This is a genomic window from Psychrobacter glacincola (genome assembly GCF_965118485.1).
Taxonomy (GTDB): Bacteria; Pseudomonadota; Gammaproteobacteria; order Pseudomonadales; family Moraxellaceae; genus Psychrobacter; species Psychrobacter glacincola_D.
In genome coordinates, this window is sequence record NZ_CBCPJH010000032.1 from 22,192 (window position 1) to 37,854 (window position 15,663).

Genomic DNA, 15,663 nt, shown 5'->3' on the forward strand with positions numbered 1-15,663 from the left:
ACTATTCATACATTATATTTGCTAAACTTAGTATCATAAATTTAAAAAACCAGAATATCAAAAATAAAGTATTTAGGATAACAATATGAGTCAGCAAGAGAATAAAAAAATGATTAACGTCGGCGTGATCGGTGCAGGCGGTCGTATGGGGCGTATGTTGATTGAAGCGCTACAAGACAATCCGCAAACAATATTAACGGCAGCGATTGAGCGTCAAGGTTCAAGTTTGGTCGGTGCAGATGCAGGTGAAGTCGCCGCTATCGGTTGCTTGAATGTGCAAATAGTCGATGACCTAAAAGCAGTAATTAATAATATTGACGTACTGATTGATTTTAGCTTGCCTGATGCAACCGAACAAAATATGCAGGTTTGTGCAGCAAACAATGTTGCGATGGTCATCGGAACGACAGGCTTTAATGAGCAGCAAGAGCAAGTGTTGGCAACAGCGAGTGAGCAGGTTGCTATTGTGTATGCCGGTAACTATTCGACAGGTGTAAATTTATCATTAAAATTGCTAGGCATGGCTGCTAAAGCCTTTGGTACAGAAGCCGATGTCGAAGTCATTGAAGCGCACCATAAACATAAAATCGACGCACCATCTGGTACCGCTTATATGATGGCAGAAGCAGTTGCCGAAGCACGTGGACAGAACTTAAAAGACGTTGCGGTCTATGGTCGTGAAGGACAAACGGGCGCGCGCGAAGCAGGGTCGATTGGTATTCATGCGATACGTGGTGGTGAAATCATCGGTGACCATACCGTAATGTTTATTGCAGATGGCGAAGTCGTTGAGATTACCCATCGCGCACGTGCACGGATGACCTTTGCCGCCGGTGCGGTGCGTGCCGCTACCTGGATCGTTCAGCAGTCTGATGGGCAGTATAATATGCAGGATGTTTTAGGCTTGAATGATTAGGTTTAAATGAAGGGCTTATTAATTATTGATTACGGCTAGGAGGCAGATATGGCTAAGTTTAGATATAACCTGATAACGATAATTAGCCGTGCTATTGTCGCTATTAAAAGGGTTAGCTATCCACGCCAAATAACCTTTATGTTGAGTCTGACTATACTGCCAGTAGTCGTACAAGCTGCTAACAATCAAAGTAGTTATGAAACTTATGTTATTCATACTTATGGCGGTGAGGCATTATTGCCTGCTGTCCGCCAACAGCTAAGTAATAGCCGCGATGGAGGTACCGTCGCCACTTATCAAGATAAGCTCGTATTGCAAACGACAGCGGCCAATTATCAAGCCGTGCAACAGTTACTGAGTCAGATTGATCGTCAGCCGCAAGCACTAACGGTTTCTGTACGCGTGGGCAATAACAGCAGTAGCCAGGGTAATATCCAACAAGGTCGGGTGACTATTACCAATCGTGGCATTCAAGGCGCAGGAATTATTAATCAACGTAACAGCCAACAGCAAAGCAATAATTTATATCAAGTACAAACGCTGTCTGGGAGTGCCGCTAGTATTAGCACAGGTACGCTTTATTCACTAAGTCAAACTTATACTGCCAATAGTTATCCTACCTATCATCGACCGTCGGGACAGATTTTTATTCAGCAGCAAGTGCTGTTACCAACGACCCAAGGTATTGCTGTTACACCTAGACTGTTATCTAATGGGCAAGTAGAAGTAAAGTTATCACAAGTAGAAGAGCAGCTTGTACGCTCCAATTCTTATCGTCAAAACAGTTACGGTAATAGTGCGATTCAAGGTCAGCGTTTGAATAGTACGATTATTGTGCCACGCGGACAATGGGTGACGATCGGACAAGTCTCCCAAAATAGACAAAATCAACAATCGAGCTACGGTGGTAGTCGCCAAAGCAATAATAGCAATGACGCGCCTATTCAATTGTTGGTTCAATAGCTGTTTATTCTTTATTCAAAAACGTTTAAGCATAAAAAAGCGCAGTGTTATAAATAACACTGCGCTTTTTTTATCATAGCTATTGCTGATAAAAACTGAGCAAATACTAATCGATATACACTACTTCTAGCGGTGGGAAGCCATTAAATTCAACAGACGAGTAAGAATTGGTATAAGCGCCAGTGGTTAGCCAAAATATTTGGTCACCAATCTCAAGCTCTTCTGGTAGCTGATAATCAGTCTCTTCATACATGATATCAGCCGAATCACAAGTTGGGCCTGCCAATACTACTCTGCCTGCATTGGTTGACGTTTCCATTTTAGGCGTATAAACAGGATATTTAATGGCTTCACCCAAGGTTTCAATTAAGCCTTGGAATAAACCCACATCGGTATAGACCCAGCGCGTGGTATCGTCATGCGACTTACGTGAAATCAGCACGACCTCACTGACCAAAACCCCAGAGCTTGCTGCCAATGAGCGACCCGGCTCCAAGATAATCTCCGGCATATCGTCAACACCATAACTATCCACTAAATACTGCTTTACCGCTTCGGCATATTCTTTTATCGGGTTGACGTTACTTAAGTATCTAGCAGGGAAGCCGCCACCTAGGTTAATCATTTGTAGCTTAATGCCTTGTTCATTCAGCAGCTTAGCAAATATATCTTTGACCATCAGTAAAGCATCATTCCATACCGCAACAGATTTTTGCTGACTGCCGACATGAAATGAGACGCCATAAGGTACCAAGCCCAAATCACGCGCTTGAATCAGCAAGTCAGTTGCCATGACTGGATCACAACCAAACTTGCGCGATAACGGCCATTCAGCAGTGTCCGAACCTTCTACCAAAATGCGTACAAACACATTAGAGCCGGGCGCATAAGTAGCAATACTTTTAAGGTCAGCTTCTGAGTCAGTGGCATACAAGCGCACGCCTTTCTCATAAGCGTATTTGACGTGTTGTGCTTTTTTAATGGTATTACCATAAGAGATGCGATTGGCATCGACACCACAATTAAGCACGCGATCTAGCTCATAAATAGATGCACAGTCGAAGTTTGATCCTAGATCTGCAAGTAAATTAATCACTTCAACGGCAGGACTGGCTTTCATCGCATAATGAATTTTTGCCTCAGGAAAAAGTCCAACCATTTCGTTAAATTTGCTTTTGATACGATTAAGGTCAACAACTAGGAAAGGGGTTTCACGACCTTCAGCAGCTTGGGTAAATTTCTGCCAGCTGGCAGGGTCAAAATATTGGTCAATTTTGATCATGGTCATGCTAGGGAACCCTTAATAAAAACATAAAATAGGTATAGAACGAAAGCAGGCGATAATAACGCCATTAGTGTCAAACAGTGGTTGGTTGTGGCTGCTTATCAGCTTCTTGCTTTTCACGTACTTTAAGTACTTTACGCACTTTATCACGAGCACGGGTTTGCTTAAGCTTTGATAAGTAATCTACAAAGATAACACCATTTAAGTGATCCATTTCATGTTGAATACAGACCGCGAGTAAGCCTTCGACCACTTCATCAATCTTATCACCATTTTCATCGAGTGCTTCGATACGTACTTTATTAGATCGCTCAACTTTGTCATAGACATCAGGAACCGATAGACAGCCTTCTTCGTACGGCTGCTTTTCTTCTACCAACGGCGTTACTTTTGGATTGATAAAAACCCGTGGGTTGTCTTTATCTTCAGACAAGTCCATCACGATGAGCTGAATATGGCGGTCAACTTGGCTGGCAGCCAGACCGATACCTTGCGCATCGTACATCGTCTCGATCATATCGGCGATTAAGGTTTTGATTTCAGCAGTGACTTCCTTGACAGGCGTTGCAATCGTACGCAAGCGCGGGTCGGGATAACTTAGAATAGGGAGTAATGCCATAAGGCTCACCTCAATGAGAAAGAGAAAAAATAGGGTTAATATTATAAGATAAATGGGGACAAAAGTAATGCTTATCAATGCTTTCGCATAATTATCGCTCTTAATACTTCTGAGAGGTTAAGATTAGGCGTTTTATTAATGCAAAAAAAGCCTCGCGATAGGCAAGGCTTTTATTTATATGATTTCTACCAATTCATATGAGTGAGCCATGTGAGCCATGCTCAATTATACGCGGCGTTTGCTCATAATCATCTCATAGATGAACAGTAAGATAATCGCACCGATTACTGAGAAGATAAGACCTGTGAAACCGCCGTCAGCATTAATACCAACTAGACCAGCAACGAAACCACCAAGCATCGCACCAACGATACCCAATACAATGGTCATAATCCAACCCATAGGGTCGCTGCCTGGCTTAATGGCACGTGCTAATAGACCTGCAACCAAACCGACGATAATCATCCAAATAAAGCTCATGTTCATTCTCCTAAAGTGTTTCTAATTTATAATAGTTTACTTATTGTGTTGAGTTCATTGTAGTCAGTGTTGAGAATGAAAAATAAGCAAAAAGTGTTACCTGTGTATGGGCTATGTGAGGAAAAAGCCATATTTGCTATTTAGCAGAGTAGATAGGTAAACGGGGTGTTACAAAGGTAGGAGAGTCGATAATGAAATAGCACTCTATAATTATTTAGCAATCAAAATAGAAGTTGTGGGTCGTAAAAGTAAAGGTAGATAAAACAAATATAAAAGACAGGTAAATAAAAAATAGATAAATAAAAAACGTCGCTCGTGATTAACGAAGCGACGTTTTTATTTTGTTCCACTAGAAACCTGGACTAGCCGTTATTTAGAGCCGTTATTTAGAGCCGCTAATAAACGCTGATGGATGCCTTCGAAGCCGCCATTAGACATAATCACAATCGCATCGCCTGCTTTTGTGTGAGTGCTAATATGTTCAATAATACTATCGACGCTAGAGAGGACTTGTTGCTTACCAATATTTGGATTTGCTGTAGTAGCAGTGTCAATAACGTCTCTTAAACCCCATTCAAGTCCAGTAGGTTCATACCATAAGGTATAATCAGCAAGAGCGGCAGATTGTGCCAAGCTATCTTGGTGAATGCCCATTTTCATAGTGTTACTACGCGGCTCAATGACTGCCCAAATGTGTCTACCTGCTAGCTTTTTCTTGGCACCGTCTAACGTGGTCGTAATCGCCGTTGGATGATGAGCAAAATCATCAAACACTAAGATATCGTTCACATCGCCGATAAGTTCCATCCGGCGTTTGATACCGGCGAATGCTGATAAAGCAGCACAAGCTGTTTCAATACTTACGCCAACATCATAAGCGGCTGCTATCGCTACAAGGGCATTATTGACGTTATGCAGACCACTCATCGACCAATTAACTAATGCTGATGTTTTATCATTTTCGTTATTGGTATCACTGTCGTTATTTTCATCATTAAAGCTTACGGTAAACTGACTACCGTCTGCGCTCATGAGCTGTGCCTGCCAGTCGCTACCATTCTCTATAGGGCTATTAGACAGCGTGGAGTCAACGACGGCTGTACGCCAAATAGGTGTCCAAACGCCTTTTGCCAAAGTTTCTTCGAGACTAATAGTATCGGCTGGCATAATGATTTTACCAGTGCTCGGAATCATGCGAACCATATGGTGAAATTGGGTTTGAATAGCATTGAGATCAGCAAAAATATCAGCATGATCAAATTCAAGATTGTTTAAAATGGCAGTACGCGGACGGTAGTGGACGAACTTTGAGCGTTTATCAAAAAACGCCGAATCGTATTCGTCCGCTTCGATGACGAAATAGCCTGTGTTCGATGAGTTATTATCTTCTTTTTCCAAACCCAAGTAACTACTATGAGCGAAAACTTGCTGCAAATGCTCATCAGGAGTATCCACCAATGGCACACCGCCAATTAAAAATCCAGTATCAATACCAGCATAGTGTAGTATCCACGCGAGCATAGTCGTTGTTGTAGTCTTACCATGAGTACCTGCTACCGCGATGACATGGCGAGATTGCAATACTTGCTCAGATAAAAACTGCGGTCCAGAGGTATAGCGTAGACCCGTGTCGAGCATATACTCAATCACATTCATACCACGCTTCATCGCATTACCAACCACCACCAAATCTGGCGCTGGCTGTAAATGCGCTATCAAATAGCCTTCTTCGATAGTAACGCCTGCTTGTTCAAGTTGGGTGGACATCGGCGGGTAAATATTAGTGTCTGAGCCCGTCACTGTATGTCCAAGCTCGCGTGCCAATAATGCCAGCGAGCCCATAAAAGTACCACAAATACCAAGAATATGAATATGCATAGACGTTCCGTACAAGCTTGAAGAAGAGGAATGAAAATCTAACGTTAGTCAGACAAAGAGCCGCATTAATTAGACAATATTTTTTAGAAGAAGACTGTCTGAACAGAGACTTTTTTATTCTGAGTTAACGCTAGCAGTAGCGTAGGCAAGCGCTCATTGTAAAGTAATCATGGTTCGTTGACCAATAAAAAACGCCTTATTAAGTAGGCGTTATTAACTGTATAAAGCAGCTCGATGAACTGTGATTTATAACATACGATTTTTTATTGACCCTCTTAATCGTATATAGTTGCATATTTACTGACGCGATAAGGCGTAGTCTTCATCAGGATTTTTATACTCATCCATCATAATCAAATGATTATCCTGAATCTGATAGGTTTCGATATTTTTTTTCTGATATACAATCGTAATCATATCATTGTCTTGGCGATAAACGCCCGGCTCTACCATCGGCGCTTGCGGTGTTTCAGGCTGATTGAAGATGCTGGTTTTTAATACTGAACCATCAGCAAATAAGTTTAAGGTTACGTTAGTACTAGTACAAGATGAGCACGGCACCACGCCGCCATAATCACCCATCAGCGTCGCTTGCAACATACTATCGCTATTCGGTGCAGAAATCATTGGTGAGCGTGATGTATTCTCAGTTGACCTTGATGCCGCCATGAGTGGCTGTCCTGCTGGATCACTATTACCCTCTGTTAACCCTTCATTATCATTTTCATTTAACAACGCTTCATCGTTATTTGAGGCAGCACTTTGGGTGCTATTAATCGGCGCACCCTGAGTATTTTTATTATTGGTAGAAGATGAGGCACTATCGCAGCTCGCCAACGCGATACAAACTGGCACTGCGAAGAGTAAACGCATACAGCGTCTTAGAGTAAAGTCAGCATAAGATAAATGCAAAAGGGTTGTCATAATATTACCACAGAACCAGTTTTCAAATAGTATGGCTAATCACCATGGTCATTACTGAATGGTTATTATTGTCAGTGTAAAACCAAAATGAAAATTACGTAGAATGAAAACGACTAGAGTAACGACAATAAGCCCGCGTTGCGAGCGTGATTTCGTTAAATTATGTGATAAAGATACGCCAAGCTAAGAGTAGCGTGGCGTTTTGATTTATTAAGCAAGAGGCTGCGGACTAGTAGGACGTACGATACGCCACAATATTAACAAATGAACCAGTATTAAAAAGCTAAATAAAATCAGTGATTGCTCAGGGATGCTTAAACCCAAAAACGTCCATTCAATAGCAGCGCACTCACCAGAGCCGGCAAAAACTTCTTTTAGAACCTGCTGCATAGGTAAGGTGTCGAGCCAATAATCTAAGCCTGGACCACATGACGGTACTTGGTCAGCAGGTAAATGCTGTAGCCAAACGTGACGTCCTGCTACTATTGCCGCCCAACCGATACCTGCTAGGCTACCAAGCCATAATAGTAATCTGATAACCATGGATTTTGGATGAAATACAGCAGCAATTAGCGCAAAACCACCCATTATCATCAGTCCAATACGCTGAAAGATACAAAGTGGGCAAGGTGAGAACCCCATATAACGCTGTAAGAAAAACAGTGCAAAGCTCATGCCGATCGCGGTCATTATGACTAAAAACACTTGCAGATTGCGGTAAGTGGTCAGCTGTAGCATGGGGCAGATACTCTTATAAAATGCTGATTAAGGGTGGAAGAAATATAGTTTGATAATAGAAACTCAGAAGCTATTATCGGTATTGTTTTAAAAATTCCATAAAGTCTTCTGTTTCAGCCGCTTCCATTTCAGCTTGTTGTAAGATAGATTTTTCTGCCAGTACTTCGTATTTCGCTTGCGTATTAGGGCTAAGCGTTTGCTGTAATAAAGACTCGCGATGTTGCTGAGCTAGAGTGAATCCTAGCTGCCATAAACTGCCTAAACGCTTACTATCAGAATTGACTTGTGCAGAAATGGTTGACTCAGGGTGACCAGCCTTACCTTGCATTAGCGCGACTGCTACACGATAATCGTTGCCGCCATAATGAGCATCAAGTAATTCTGCCAAAGGCTGCATGCGGTTTAGATGCATCAGCATCCAGCTCTCAAATGATTGCTCCGCACCATTATTTAGAATTTGCAGATTCTCACGGCGACCTTCATTGACGACGCGCTCAATGTTGATGGCAAGCGCATCTTCTTCTTCAGGCATCAATTCAGGCGAATCACTGAGTAGACAATAGAGCGCCATTACCTCTAAAAAGCAGGCACTAGATAGACGGATACCGATATCGCTATAAGGGTCTAAATCAATCGCCCGAAACTCAACATACGCAATACCACGACGCTCAAGCGCTTCGGTTGGGCTCTCACCACTCATGGCTATTTGTTTAGGACGAATAGGGCTGTAATATTCGTTTTCTATTTGTAGAATATGGTTATTTATTTGAATAGGGTTGCCATTCTCATCATCTAAACCCAGTTTCTCAAAGCTTTCATGCGGCGTTTGAATCGCACGGCGCAGCCCTTTGACATACTCTGGCAAATTGTTATAACGGATATCAAGGTGCTCTTGCACGCTATTGGTATAGCCAAGCTTACCCATACGCAGGCTGGTGGCAGTCGGTTTGTAATAGGTTGAATTATTAAACAGCTCAAGGTCATGCTCAACTCCTGAAACAAAGCAAGGACAGACACTCGGACTTGCACCCAGTAGGTAAAGCACCAAACTGGTCAGACGCTTAAAGTTACGAATCAAACCTAGATATTTATCGTTTTTAAACTCTGTCAGCGTCAGCGCTTGTGTCGCAGGGGTTTGTGCATGCCACGCCGTGAATAAATCATCGCCAAACGACAGATTATAATGTAAGCCTGCAATCGTCTGCATTCGGCGACCATAACGAATACCAAGTCCACTGCGATATAAAGTCTTCAGTTTACCTGTATTAGAGCTGCCGTAATCCGCTAGTGGAATATCTTCATCATTAGAAGACAGCATACAAGGCATAGATAGCGGCCACATCAGCTCATCTTCAGGCATACCTTTATAGACCAATAGATGCAGTTGACGCAGCATGGTCAGTGTTTCTTTTGGCGACGATTTAGGATCAGTAATCAGCTCAAGTAAGCTTTCTGAATAGTCGGTTGTGATAAACGGGTGCGTAAGCTTCGAGCCAAGTTTGGCTGGATGCGGCGTTTGTGCCAAATAACCATCAGGCTTAACGCGTAGCCCCTCTTTTTCGATACCGCGCAGCATGCCTGCTAAATGCTCGCTGGCAAACCAGTTTGGAATATCAAAATCGACAAAGCTACTCGCAAAATTACTCATAATGGTCATCTGTTGTTATTGGTTATAATTGATTAAAAATCATATATGGCTAATCAAAAAAGGTAAGAATATAATCTCCGTCAGTTTAGCCCAAAGACAGGCTAAAAACCACGTGCAATTACAAAACCAGTAAGCTTCTTTTAGTTAAAAATTCGTCACCGACCGAGCCAAAAAAAGCATCTACGGATAAGGTAGATGCTTTAAATATCATAAATCTATATTCTAATTTTGAGCTATCAACTAAGTGACTTAAAAGCTAAAAATGAGTTATGAGAATTCTAGTTCAGTTTCAAAGCCTTTTAGATTATGACGCGCCAACGCAAGATTTGATTTTTGACGATCAAGGACTAAGTATAAAAACAAACTGTCATTACGTACTAATGGACGTAGCAAATGATATTGCTTACCAAGCGTAATAAGAATGTCTTCGATACTTTCATTTAAACCTAAAGATTCTGCTACTTTACGCTTAGCTCGCAATACATCAGTGTTACCAGCAGCGGCAAGCTCAAGGTCGATACCAGAACCTAGAGTTACTAATGCCAAGCCTGATTCGCTGTCTACGAGTGCTGCTGCGATAAAACCGTCAATGTCGTTCAATGCATCAAGTGATAATTTAGCCATGGGACTGTGCCTTACTATATGGAATAAGATTAAATATTTTTTATCAAACAAGTGGCTGCCTAATGAGCAGTCTCTAATATTTTGTTTAAAAAACCTAAAGATAAATAGTTGCTGTTTACTATTGATTAGTGCAACTACTTAAAACAAGGCAGTATTTAAGCATATCCTTATAATAATTCAACCGCAAACCGACTAAAGCTAACTTTAAGCCGATTATCGGTAAAATATCGAGTAATAAGAGTACGTTTGTACACCAAAAATAAGTGAATTAATGCTGAATACAGGAATTGAACCATTTCTAAACTGAGTACTTTCTATCTAAATATCACTTAGTAGTGATTTAAATAGAGAATGACGAGCCGCAGCCACAGGTAGTAGTCGCATTGGGGTTGGTCACGATAAAACGTGCGCCTTCCAAGCCTTCTGTATAATCAACGGTAGAGCCTTGTAAGTACTGGTAACTTAGCGAATCGACAACTAATGTCACATCGTCATTATCGAAGTTAGCATCATCTTCATTAAGCTCATTGGCAAAGTTAAAGCCATAAGAGAAGCCTGAGCAGCCGCCGCCAGTGACGTAGACGCGCAGCATAAGGTTGCTATCACCTTCTTCTTCACGCAGGCGACGGACTTTTTGTGCCGCGCTATCGGTTAGATTTAAAACAGTTGGATCGACAGGTTGGCTTGAGCTTGGGTTAAATTGGTTGGCTGGTTGGTTCATATCTACCTCAATTGCTAAAATCAAATGTTATTATTTTTTACGTATGTGAGGTCGTCTATTGATGCTAAGTAGGGCGACTTACCTATATATCTTGATGACAGTCATTCATCAATCACAGCTACCGATACTATTAGGTAAAGTGACTAATATATAGAGTGGCTGATTTTCGGCTATCAGCTGAGCAGAAATTAATGCTATCAGCACTTAACTGACTGATGTCAATAGCGTTTTACTAGTATAACATAATTGGGATAATACGGGATTTGTCAAGGGTGACAATAGCGTTTGTTATTATAGTGCCCTTATATATGCTGGTTGTTGCTTACTAATACAAGAGAATTATAAGCAGTATAAAGGTTTGAATTTAAAATACTTATTTAATTGTTTGCCTATCGGTTAGGCGTTTGAAATAATAGCCGCCAGTAAACACCTAAGATGAGTGTTTTTCCTATTGCCTTGTGTTTTATATTACCGCAGAGATGAAGAAATTATATGATCGAATTTAAAGACGTTGGTGTTCGCCGTGATGGTCGTGAGTTGTTTGCAGGGGCAAGCTTCCAGCTACATCCGGGCCATAAAGTTGGCTTAACGGGCAATAACGGTACAGGCAAATCGACCTTGTTTGCCTTATTGCTCACGCGCATGGGCACCGGTGATACCGAAGTGACGCTTGATAAGGGTGAAATTAGTATTCCTGATAGCTGGCATGTGGCCCATATGGCGCAGGAAGTTGGCGCAACCACACAAACGGCGATTGATTACGTGTTAAGTGGCGATGAGCAGTGGTATGAAATTAATGCTGCATTGAATGATTTGAGCAGCGTCAGTGATGATCAGATTGGTGTTTTGCATCAGCAGTTTGATGAGATTGATGGCTATCGTACCCCGACCAAAGCCGCGCAAATTATGGCAGGTCTTGGCTTCAATACTAATCAACATGAACTGCCTGTAGAAGGGTTTTCAGGTGGTTGGCGTATGCGCTTAAACCTTGCGAAAACCTTGATGAGCCGTGCGGATTTAATGTTACTCGATGAGCCAACCAACCATTTGGATTTGGATGCTATTCTTTGGTTAGAGACTTGGATTAATGCCTTTACTGGCTTGGTCATCGTCATCTCGCATGACCAAACGTTCTTGGACAATACCGTCGGTCATATCTTGCATGTTGAACAACAAAAAATCACTCTTTATACCGGTAACTATCAGCAGTTTATTCGTACCCGTCATGAGCGTATGGCGCAGCAGCAGCAAGCTTTTGAGAAGCAAGAAGCTACCAAAGCTCATCTGGATGACTTTATTCGTCGTTTTCGTGCCAAGGCTAGTAAAGCTAAACAAGCACAAAGCCGTATCAAGCAGCTTGAGCGTATGGCAGAGCTGTCACCGATGATGGCGGACAACCCGTTCTCGTTCCGCTTTTATGAGCCTGCGAATATGAGCTCGCCACTGATTGAGCTGACCGATGCAGATATTGGCTATAGCGACACACCGCTACTTTATAATGCCAATGTGCAAGTCACCCCTGATACGCGTATCGGACTACTTGGGATGAATGGCGCGGGTAAATCAACCTTGATTAAAGCCTTGGTCGGTGAGCTTGGCGTATTAAAGGGCAGCTATAACGTTTCTGATACGCTAAAGCTTGGCTATTTTAATCAGCATCAAATGGATATCCTTGACCCAAAAGCAACGCCTATAGAAATGTTACGCCGTTTGGCAGGTAATACTTCTGATGCGATGCTACGTTCGTTCTTGGGGAGCTTTGATTTCCGTGGCGACCGTATCGATACGATTAGTGAGCTATTCTCTGGTGGTGAGAGGGCGCGTTTAACGCTAGCGTTGATTGTCTGGCAACGTCCGAACGTACTGGTGCTTGATGAGCCAACCAACCATTTAGACTTACAAATGCGTCAAGCATTGACCATTGCTTTACAAGGCTTTGAAGGGGCAGTGGTGCTGGTCTCGCATGATCGTGAGCTGATTGCCAACGTCTGCGATGAGCTATTTTTGGTCCATGATGGTCAAATCGATGAGTTCGACGGTGATATCAGCGACTATGGTAAATGGCTTGCCGAAAAACGTAAACAAGAAAACTCACAAGATAAAAATACCAGTAAGAAAAAAAGTAAAAAAGAGAGTAAGAAGTTTGTTTCACGTGAAACAGATACTAATTCAGTAGCCAATAACGACTCTCAATCTGCACTCAGTAAAGATGCGCTGCGCAAACTAGCGGCTGAACAACGTAAACTCACCGCACCTATTCGCCGCGATATTGAAAATACAGAAAAAGCCTTGGCTGATATTGATAAGAAGTTAGCGAATCTTGAGACCAAGCTTGCCGACACTGAGTTTTATGAGGAAAGCCGTAAGTCTGATTTAATGAAACTGCTGAATGAGCAAACCGCATTGCAACAGCAACATAGTAATAATGAAGAAAAACTATTACTAGCGATGACAACCTTAGAAGAAATGAAAGCCAGTGTAGGCTAGCACTACAAGGTGCTTATCTCTTAGTTTTAATCAAAACCAAGCGATAAAATTTAGTCATAAAAAAGGGAAGGCCTATGCCTTCCCTTTTTAGTATTTTATGTGCTTATTGCATACGATATTTACCATCACCATAAGAGAGAATCTTCATCGTAGTCGTACAAAGCTCGCAGTTTATTTGACCAGCAGCAGCTTTGGATAAATCCAGAATACGACCTTTAATAAAAGGTCCTCTATCTGTGATTTTTACAATCACACTCTGCATTGTCTTTTTGTTGGTCACTTCTACTTTGGTCCCAAATGGTAACGTTTTATGCGCAGCGGTCAGAGAGTTCATATTGAAGATGCTGCCACTTGCGGTACGTTTGCCATGGAACTTACTACCGTAATAGCTGGTATTGCCGGCAAAAGAGGTAACGCTCAATAGTAGTGATAAAGTGATGACTAAGGATTTGATAAAATAAGACATTTAAAACCTGTATGCTATTGATGAGATAGACAGATATTCTTGCCTACGTTATCCATACTCCCTGTGAGTACAAATAATAGAAGATATCTTACAAGAAGTAACTTGTCCTATTATTACAGCTCTGTAAAAGAACTATAAGGTCAAAAATTGTTTTTTAACAAGTAGTTAGCCTATATATGTATATTTTGCTATGTTTATATAATAATCATTATGAATAGTACTTACCTCAGTTTTTTGGGCGTGTCAGTAATCAAAAATGAAAATAATAGATGTTAAAGGGTCTTTTCCTGAGGTGAGTCTCTTTTGCATGCTACTGTCTACAATATCTAAGCTATTAAAATTCATATCACTAAATATCATCATGGTTAAGTAAGATTGCTTTTACTGGTAATATTTCTATAACGGTATTTGCTTTTTTTAGCGCTATTATTGTTAAGAGATTACGTTCATAAATTGTCATATCAAGCCCTTATTTTTACATTTGAATGTTTACAATTGGCAACCCATTATTATTAACAGGTCTTATTTTGAGGAACACAACATGGCAGAAAAAAACTACTATGATATTTTAGGGGTCAAAAAAGACGCCTCAGACGCTGATATTAAAAAAAAATACCGTAAGCTTGTCAGGCAATACCATCCTGACGTCAGCGACGATCCAGATGCCGATAGTAAAATCGCTGAGATTAATAATGCCTACGAGACTATCAGGGACAAAGACAAGCGTGCGGAATATGATGCGATGCTAGACAATCCTTTTGCTGGAAAAGGCGGTGGCTTTGGCGGGCAAGGCGCTGGACAAGGCGGCTATCGCTGGGAAGACGTTAAAGATCAGTTTGGTGATGGTGAAGCCTATGGTGATGGTGGCTTTCGTTTCGATGATATTTTCTCCGCCTTTGGACGTGGCTCAGCGGGTGGTCAGTCACAGTATGGCCGAGATAGCAAGGGTCAAGACCAACATGCTGAAATCACCGTTGATTTGGCATCAGTTTATAATGGCGACGACTACAGTATTAAGTTAAATGTACCGGTTCGTAAGCCAGATGGCAGCATGGATTATGATAATAAAACGCTGAAAATTAAAATCCCTAAAGGTATCACCGATGGCAAGCAGATTCGCTTAGCAGGTCAAGGGGCAGCGGGTAGTGGTCAAGGTAAAAATGGCGATTTATTTTTAAAAGTTAAGATTCGTCATGCGGCTAATATTCGTATCGAAGGCGCGGATGTCTACCAAACGGTGAATATTACGCCATGGGAGGCAGCACTGGGCGATAAGATTACGGTCAGTACGCCAGCGGGTACATTGGGTGTGACGATTCCAAAGAACAGCAAATCAGGTAGCAATTTACGCCTAAAAGGTAAAGGTATCCCGGCTAAGCAAGCAGGTGATTTATATTTAACGTTGAATATCGTCAATCCGGAAGTCAATACCGAAGCGGCAACCCAAGCTTATGAGCAATTAAAACAAGCCTTTGCTGATACCAGTATTAACCGTTAAATAATACCTTTAACAAAAGTTATGTATTAACGCCATAAAAATAGAGATGCAAACGATAACGATGAAATAAAGAGACAACGAGGATAATCGCTATGAAACACTCGCCTGAATTTAATGACATTATCATGAGCTTAGATGAGCTAGTATCTGCCTGTGGTCAAGAGCGCCAATGGGTTATCGAATTGATGGAAGAAAGCATTATTGAATATGATGTGCCAGAGCGCGAACAATTCACAGGCTATCAGCTGACGACTGTACGCCGTGCGTCTCGCCTAAGTCGCGACTTTGAAGCCAGTGTACCAGCGATTGGGTTGATACTTGAGCTGTTGGATGAGCTAGAGCAACTCCGTCAACTAAAACGTCAGCTAGATAGGCAGAAGCCTGTTATTGAAGTCACGATTGATCATTTAAAATAG

The 15,663-nt window shown here is 41.7% G+C and carries 15 protein-coding genes; 5 read left to right on the plus strand and 10 right to left on the minus strand.

What is annotated here, in order from left to right:
- The first annotated feature begins 85 nt into the window (after window positions 1-85).
- Together dapB and ACMHKH_RS11525 are read left to right on the plus strand one after the other, a co-directional pair.
- Window positions 86-916 (plus strand): 4-hydroxy-tetrahydrodipicolinate reductase, encoded by an 831-nt coding sequence (gene dapB, locus ACMHKH_RS11520; protein ID WP_413520786.1) that lies wholly within the window; start codon window positions 86-88, stop codon window positions 914-916.
- A 48-nt stretch (window positions 917-964) separates the two neighbouring features.
- A complete protein-coding gene (locus ACMHKH_RS11525; RefSeq protein ID WP_413520787.1) occupies window positions 965-1,879 on the plus strand; it encodes a hypothetical protein in 915 nt (304 codons plus the stop codon).
- 106 nt (window positions 1,880-1,985) lie between these two features.
- Here ACMHKH_RS11525 and ACMHKH_RS11530 read toward each other — a convergent pair whose 3' ends face one another.
- The 9 genes from ACMHKH_RS11530 to erpA all read right to left on the minus strand — a co-directional run bounded on the left by ACMHKH_RS11530 (window position 1,986) and on the right by erpA (window position 10,796).
- Window positions 1,986-3,161, minus strand: coding sequence for a type III PLP-dependent enzyme (locus ACMHKH_RS11530; RefSeq protein WP_413520799.1), 1,176 nt, complete (start codon window positions 3,159-3,161; stop codon window positions 1,986-1,988).
- Window positions 3,162-3,237: 76 nt separating this feature from the next.
- Window positions 3,238-3,783, minus strand: coding sequence for a peptide deformylase (def, locus tag ACMHKH_RS11535; protein ID WP_413520788.1), 546 nt, complete (start codon window positions 3,781-3,783; stop codon window positions 3,238-3,240).
- A gap of 225 nt (window positions 3,784-4,008) precedes the next feature.
- Complete coding sequence (locus tag ACMHKH_RS11540; protein ID WP_413520789.1) at window positions 4,009-4,263, minus strand: GlsB/YeaQ/YmgE family stress response membrane protein; 255 nt, start codon at window positions 4,261-4,263, stop codon at window positions 4,009-4,011.
- Between the two features lie 369 nt (window positions 4,264-4,632).
- On the minus strand, window positions 4,633-6,141 hold the full coding sequence (mpl, locus tag ACMHKH_RS11545; RefSeq protein ID WP_413520790.1) for a UDP-N-acetylmuramate:L-alanyl-gamma-D-glutamyl-meso-diaminopimelate ligase: 1,509 nt from the start codon (window positions 6,139-6,141) through the stop codon (window positions 4,633-4,635).
- Window positions 6,142-6,438: 297 nt separating this feature from the next.
- Window positions 6,439-7,014, minus strand: coding sequence for a copper resistance protein NlpE N-terminal domain-containing protein (locus ACMHKH_RS11550; RefSeq protein ID WP_413520791.1), 576 nt, complete (start codon window positions 7,012-7,014; stop codon window positions 6,439-6,441).
- A gap of 261 nt (window positions 7,015-7,275) precedes the next feature.
- Window positions 7,276-7,803, minus strand: a complete 528-nt coding sequence (locus ACMHKH_RS11555) for a disulfide bond formation protein B (RefSeq protein ID WP_413520792.1) — start codon at window positions 7,801-7,803, stop codon at window positions 7,276-7,278.
- A 73-nt stretch (window positions 7,804-7,876) separates the two neighbouring features.
- Window positions 7,877-9,460, minus strand: a complete 1,584-nt coding sequence (gene gshA, locus ACMHKH_RS11560) for a glutamate--cysteine ligase (protein WP_413520793.1) — start codon at window positions 9,458-9,460, stop codon at window positions 7,877-7,879.
- Window positions 9,461-9,718: 258 nt separating this feature from the next.
- Window positions 9,719-10,075, minus strand: coding sequence for a roadblock/LC7 domain-containing protein (locus ACMHKH_RS11565; protein ID WP_413520794.1), 357 nt, complete (start codon window positions 10,073-10,075; stop codon window positions 9,719-9,721).
- A gap of 340 nt (window positions 10,076-10,415) precedes the next feature.
- Complete coding sequence (gene erpA, locus ACMHKH_RS11570; RefSeq protein ID WP_372843170.1) at window positions 10,416-10,796, minus strand: iron-sulfur cluster insertion protein ErpA; 381 nt, start codon at window positions 10,794-10,796, stop codon at window positions 10,416-10,418.
- A gap of 492 nt (window positions 10,797-11,288) precedes the next feature.
- Here erpA and ACMHKH_RS11575 point away from each other — a divergent pair, with 492 nt between their 5' ends.
- The gene (locus ACMHKH_RS11575) at window positions 11,289-13,283 is read left to right on the plus strand and encodes an ATP-binding cassette domain-containing protein (RefSeq protein ID WP_413520795.1); all 1,995 of its coding nucleotides are present in this window, start codon (window positions 11,289-11,291) and stop codon (window positions 13,281-13,283) included.
- A 103-nt stretch (window positions 13,284-13,386) separates the two neighbouring features.
- Here ACMHKH_RS11575 and ACMHKH_RS11580 read toward each other — a convergent pair whose 3' ends face one another.
- The gene (locus tag ACMHKH_RS11580) at window positions 13,387-13,749 is read right to left on the minus strand and encodes a septal ring lytic transglycosylase RlpA family protein (protein WP_413520796.1); all 363 of its coding nucleotides are present in this window, start codon (window positions 13,747-13,749) and stop codon (window positions 13,387-13,389) included.
- Window positions 13,750-14,290: 541 nt separating this feature from the next.
- Here ACMHKH_RS11580 and ACMHKH_RS11585 point away from each other — a divergent pair.
- On the plus strand, window positions 14,291-15,247 hold the full coding sequence (locus ACMHKH_RS11585; RefSeq protein WP_413520797.1) for a DnaJ C-terminal domain-containing protein: 957 nt from the start codon (window positions 14,291-14,293) through the stop codon (window positions 15,245-15,247).
- Window positions 15,248-15,339: 92 nt separating this feature from the next.
- A complete protein-coding gene (locus tag ACMHKH_RS11590; RefSeq protein WP_413520798.1) occupies window positions 15,340-15,663 on the plus strand; it encodes a chaperone modulator CbpM in 324 nt (107 codons plus the stop codon).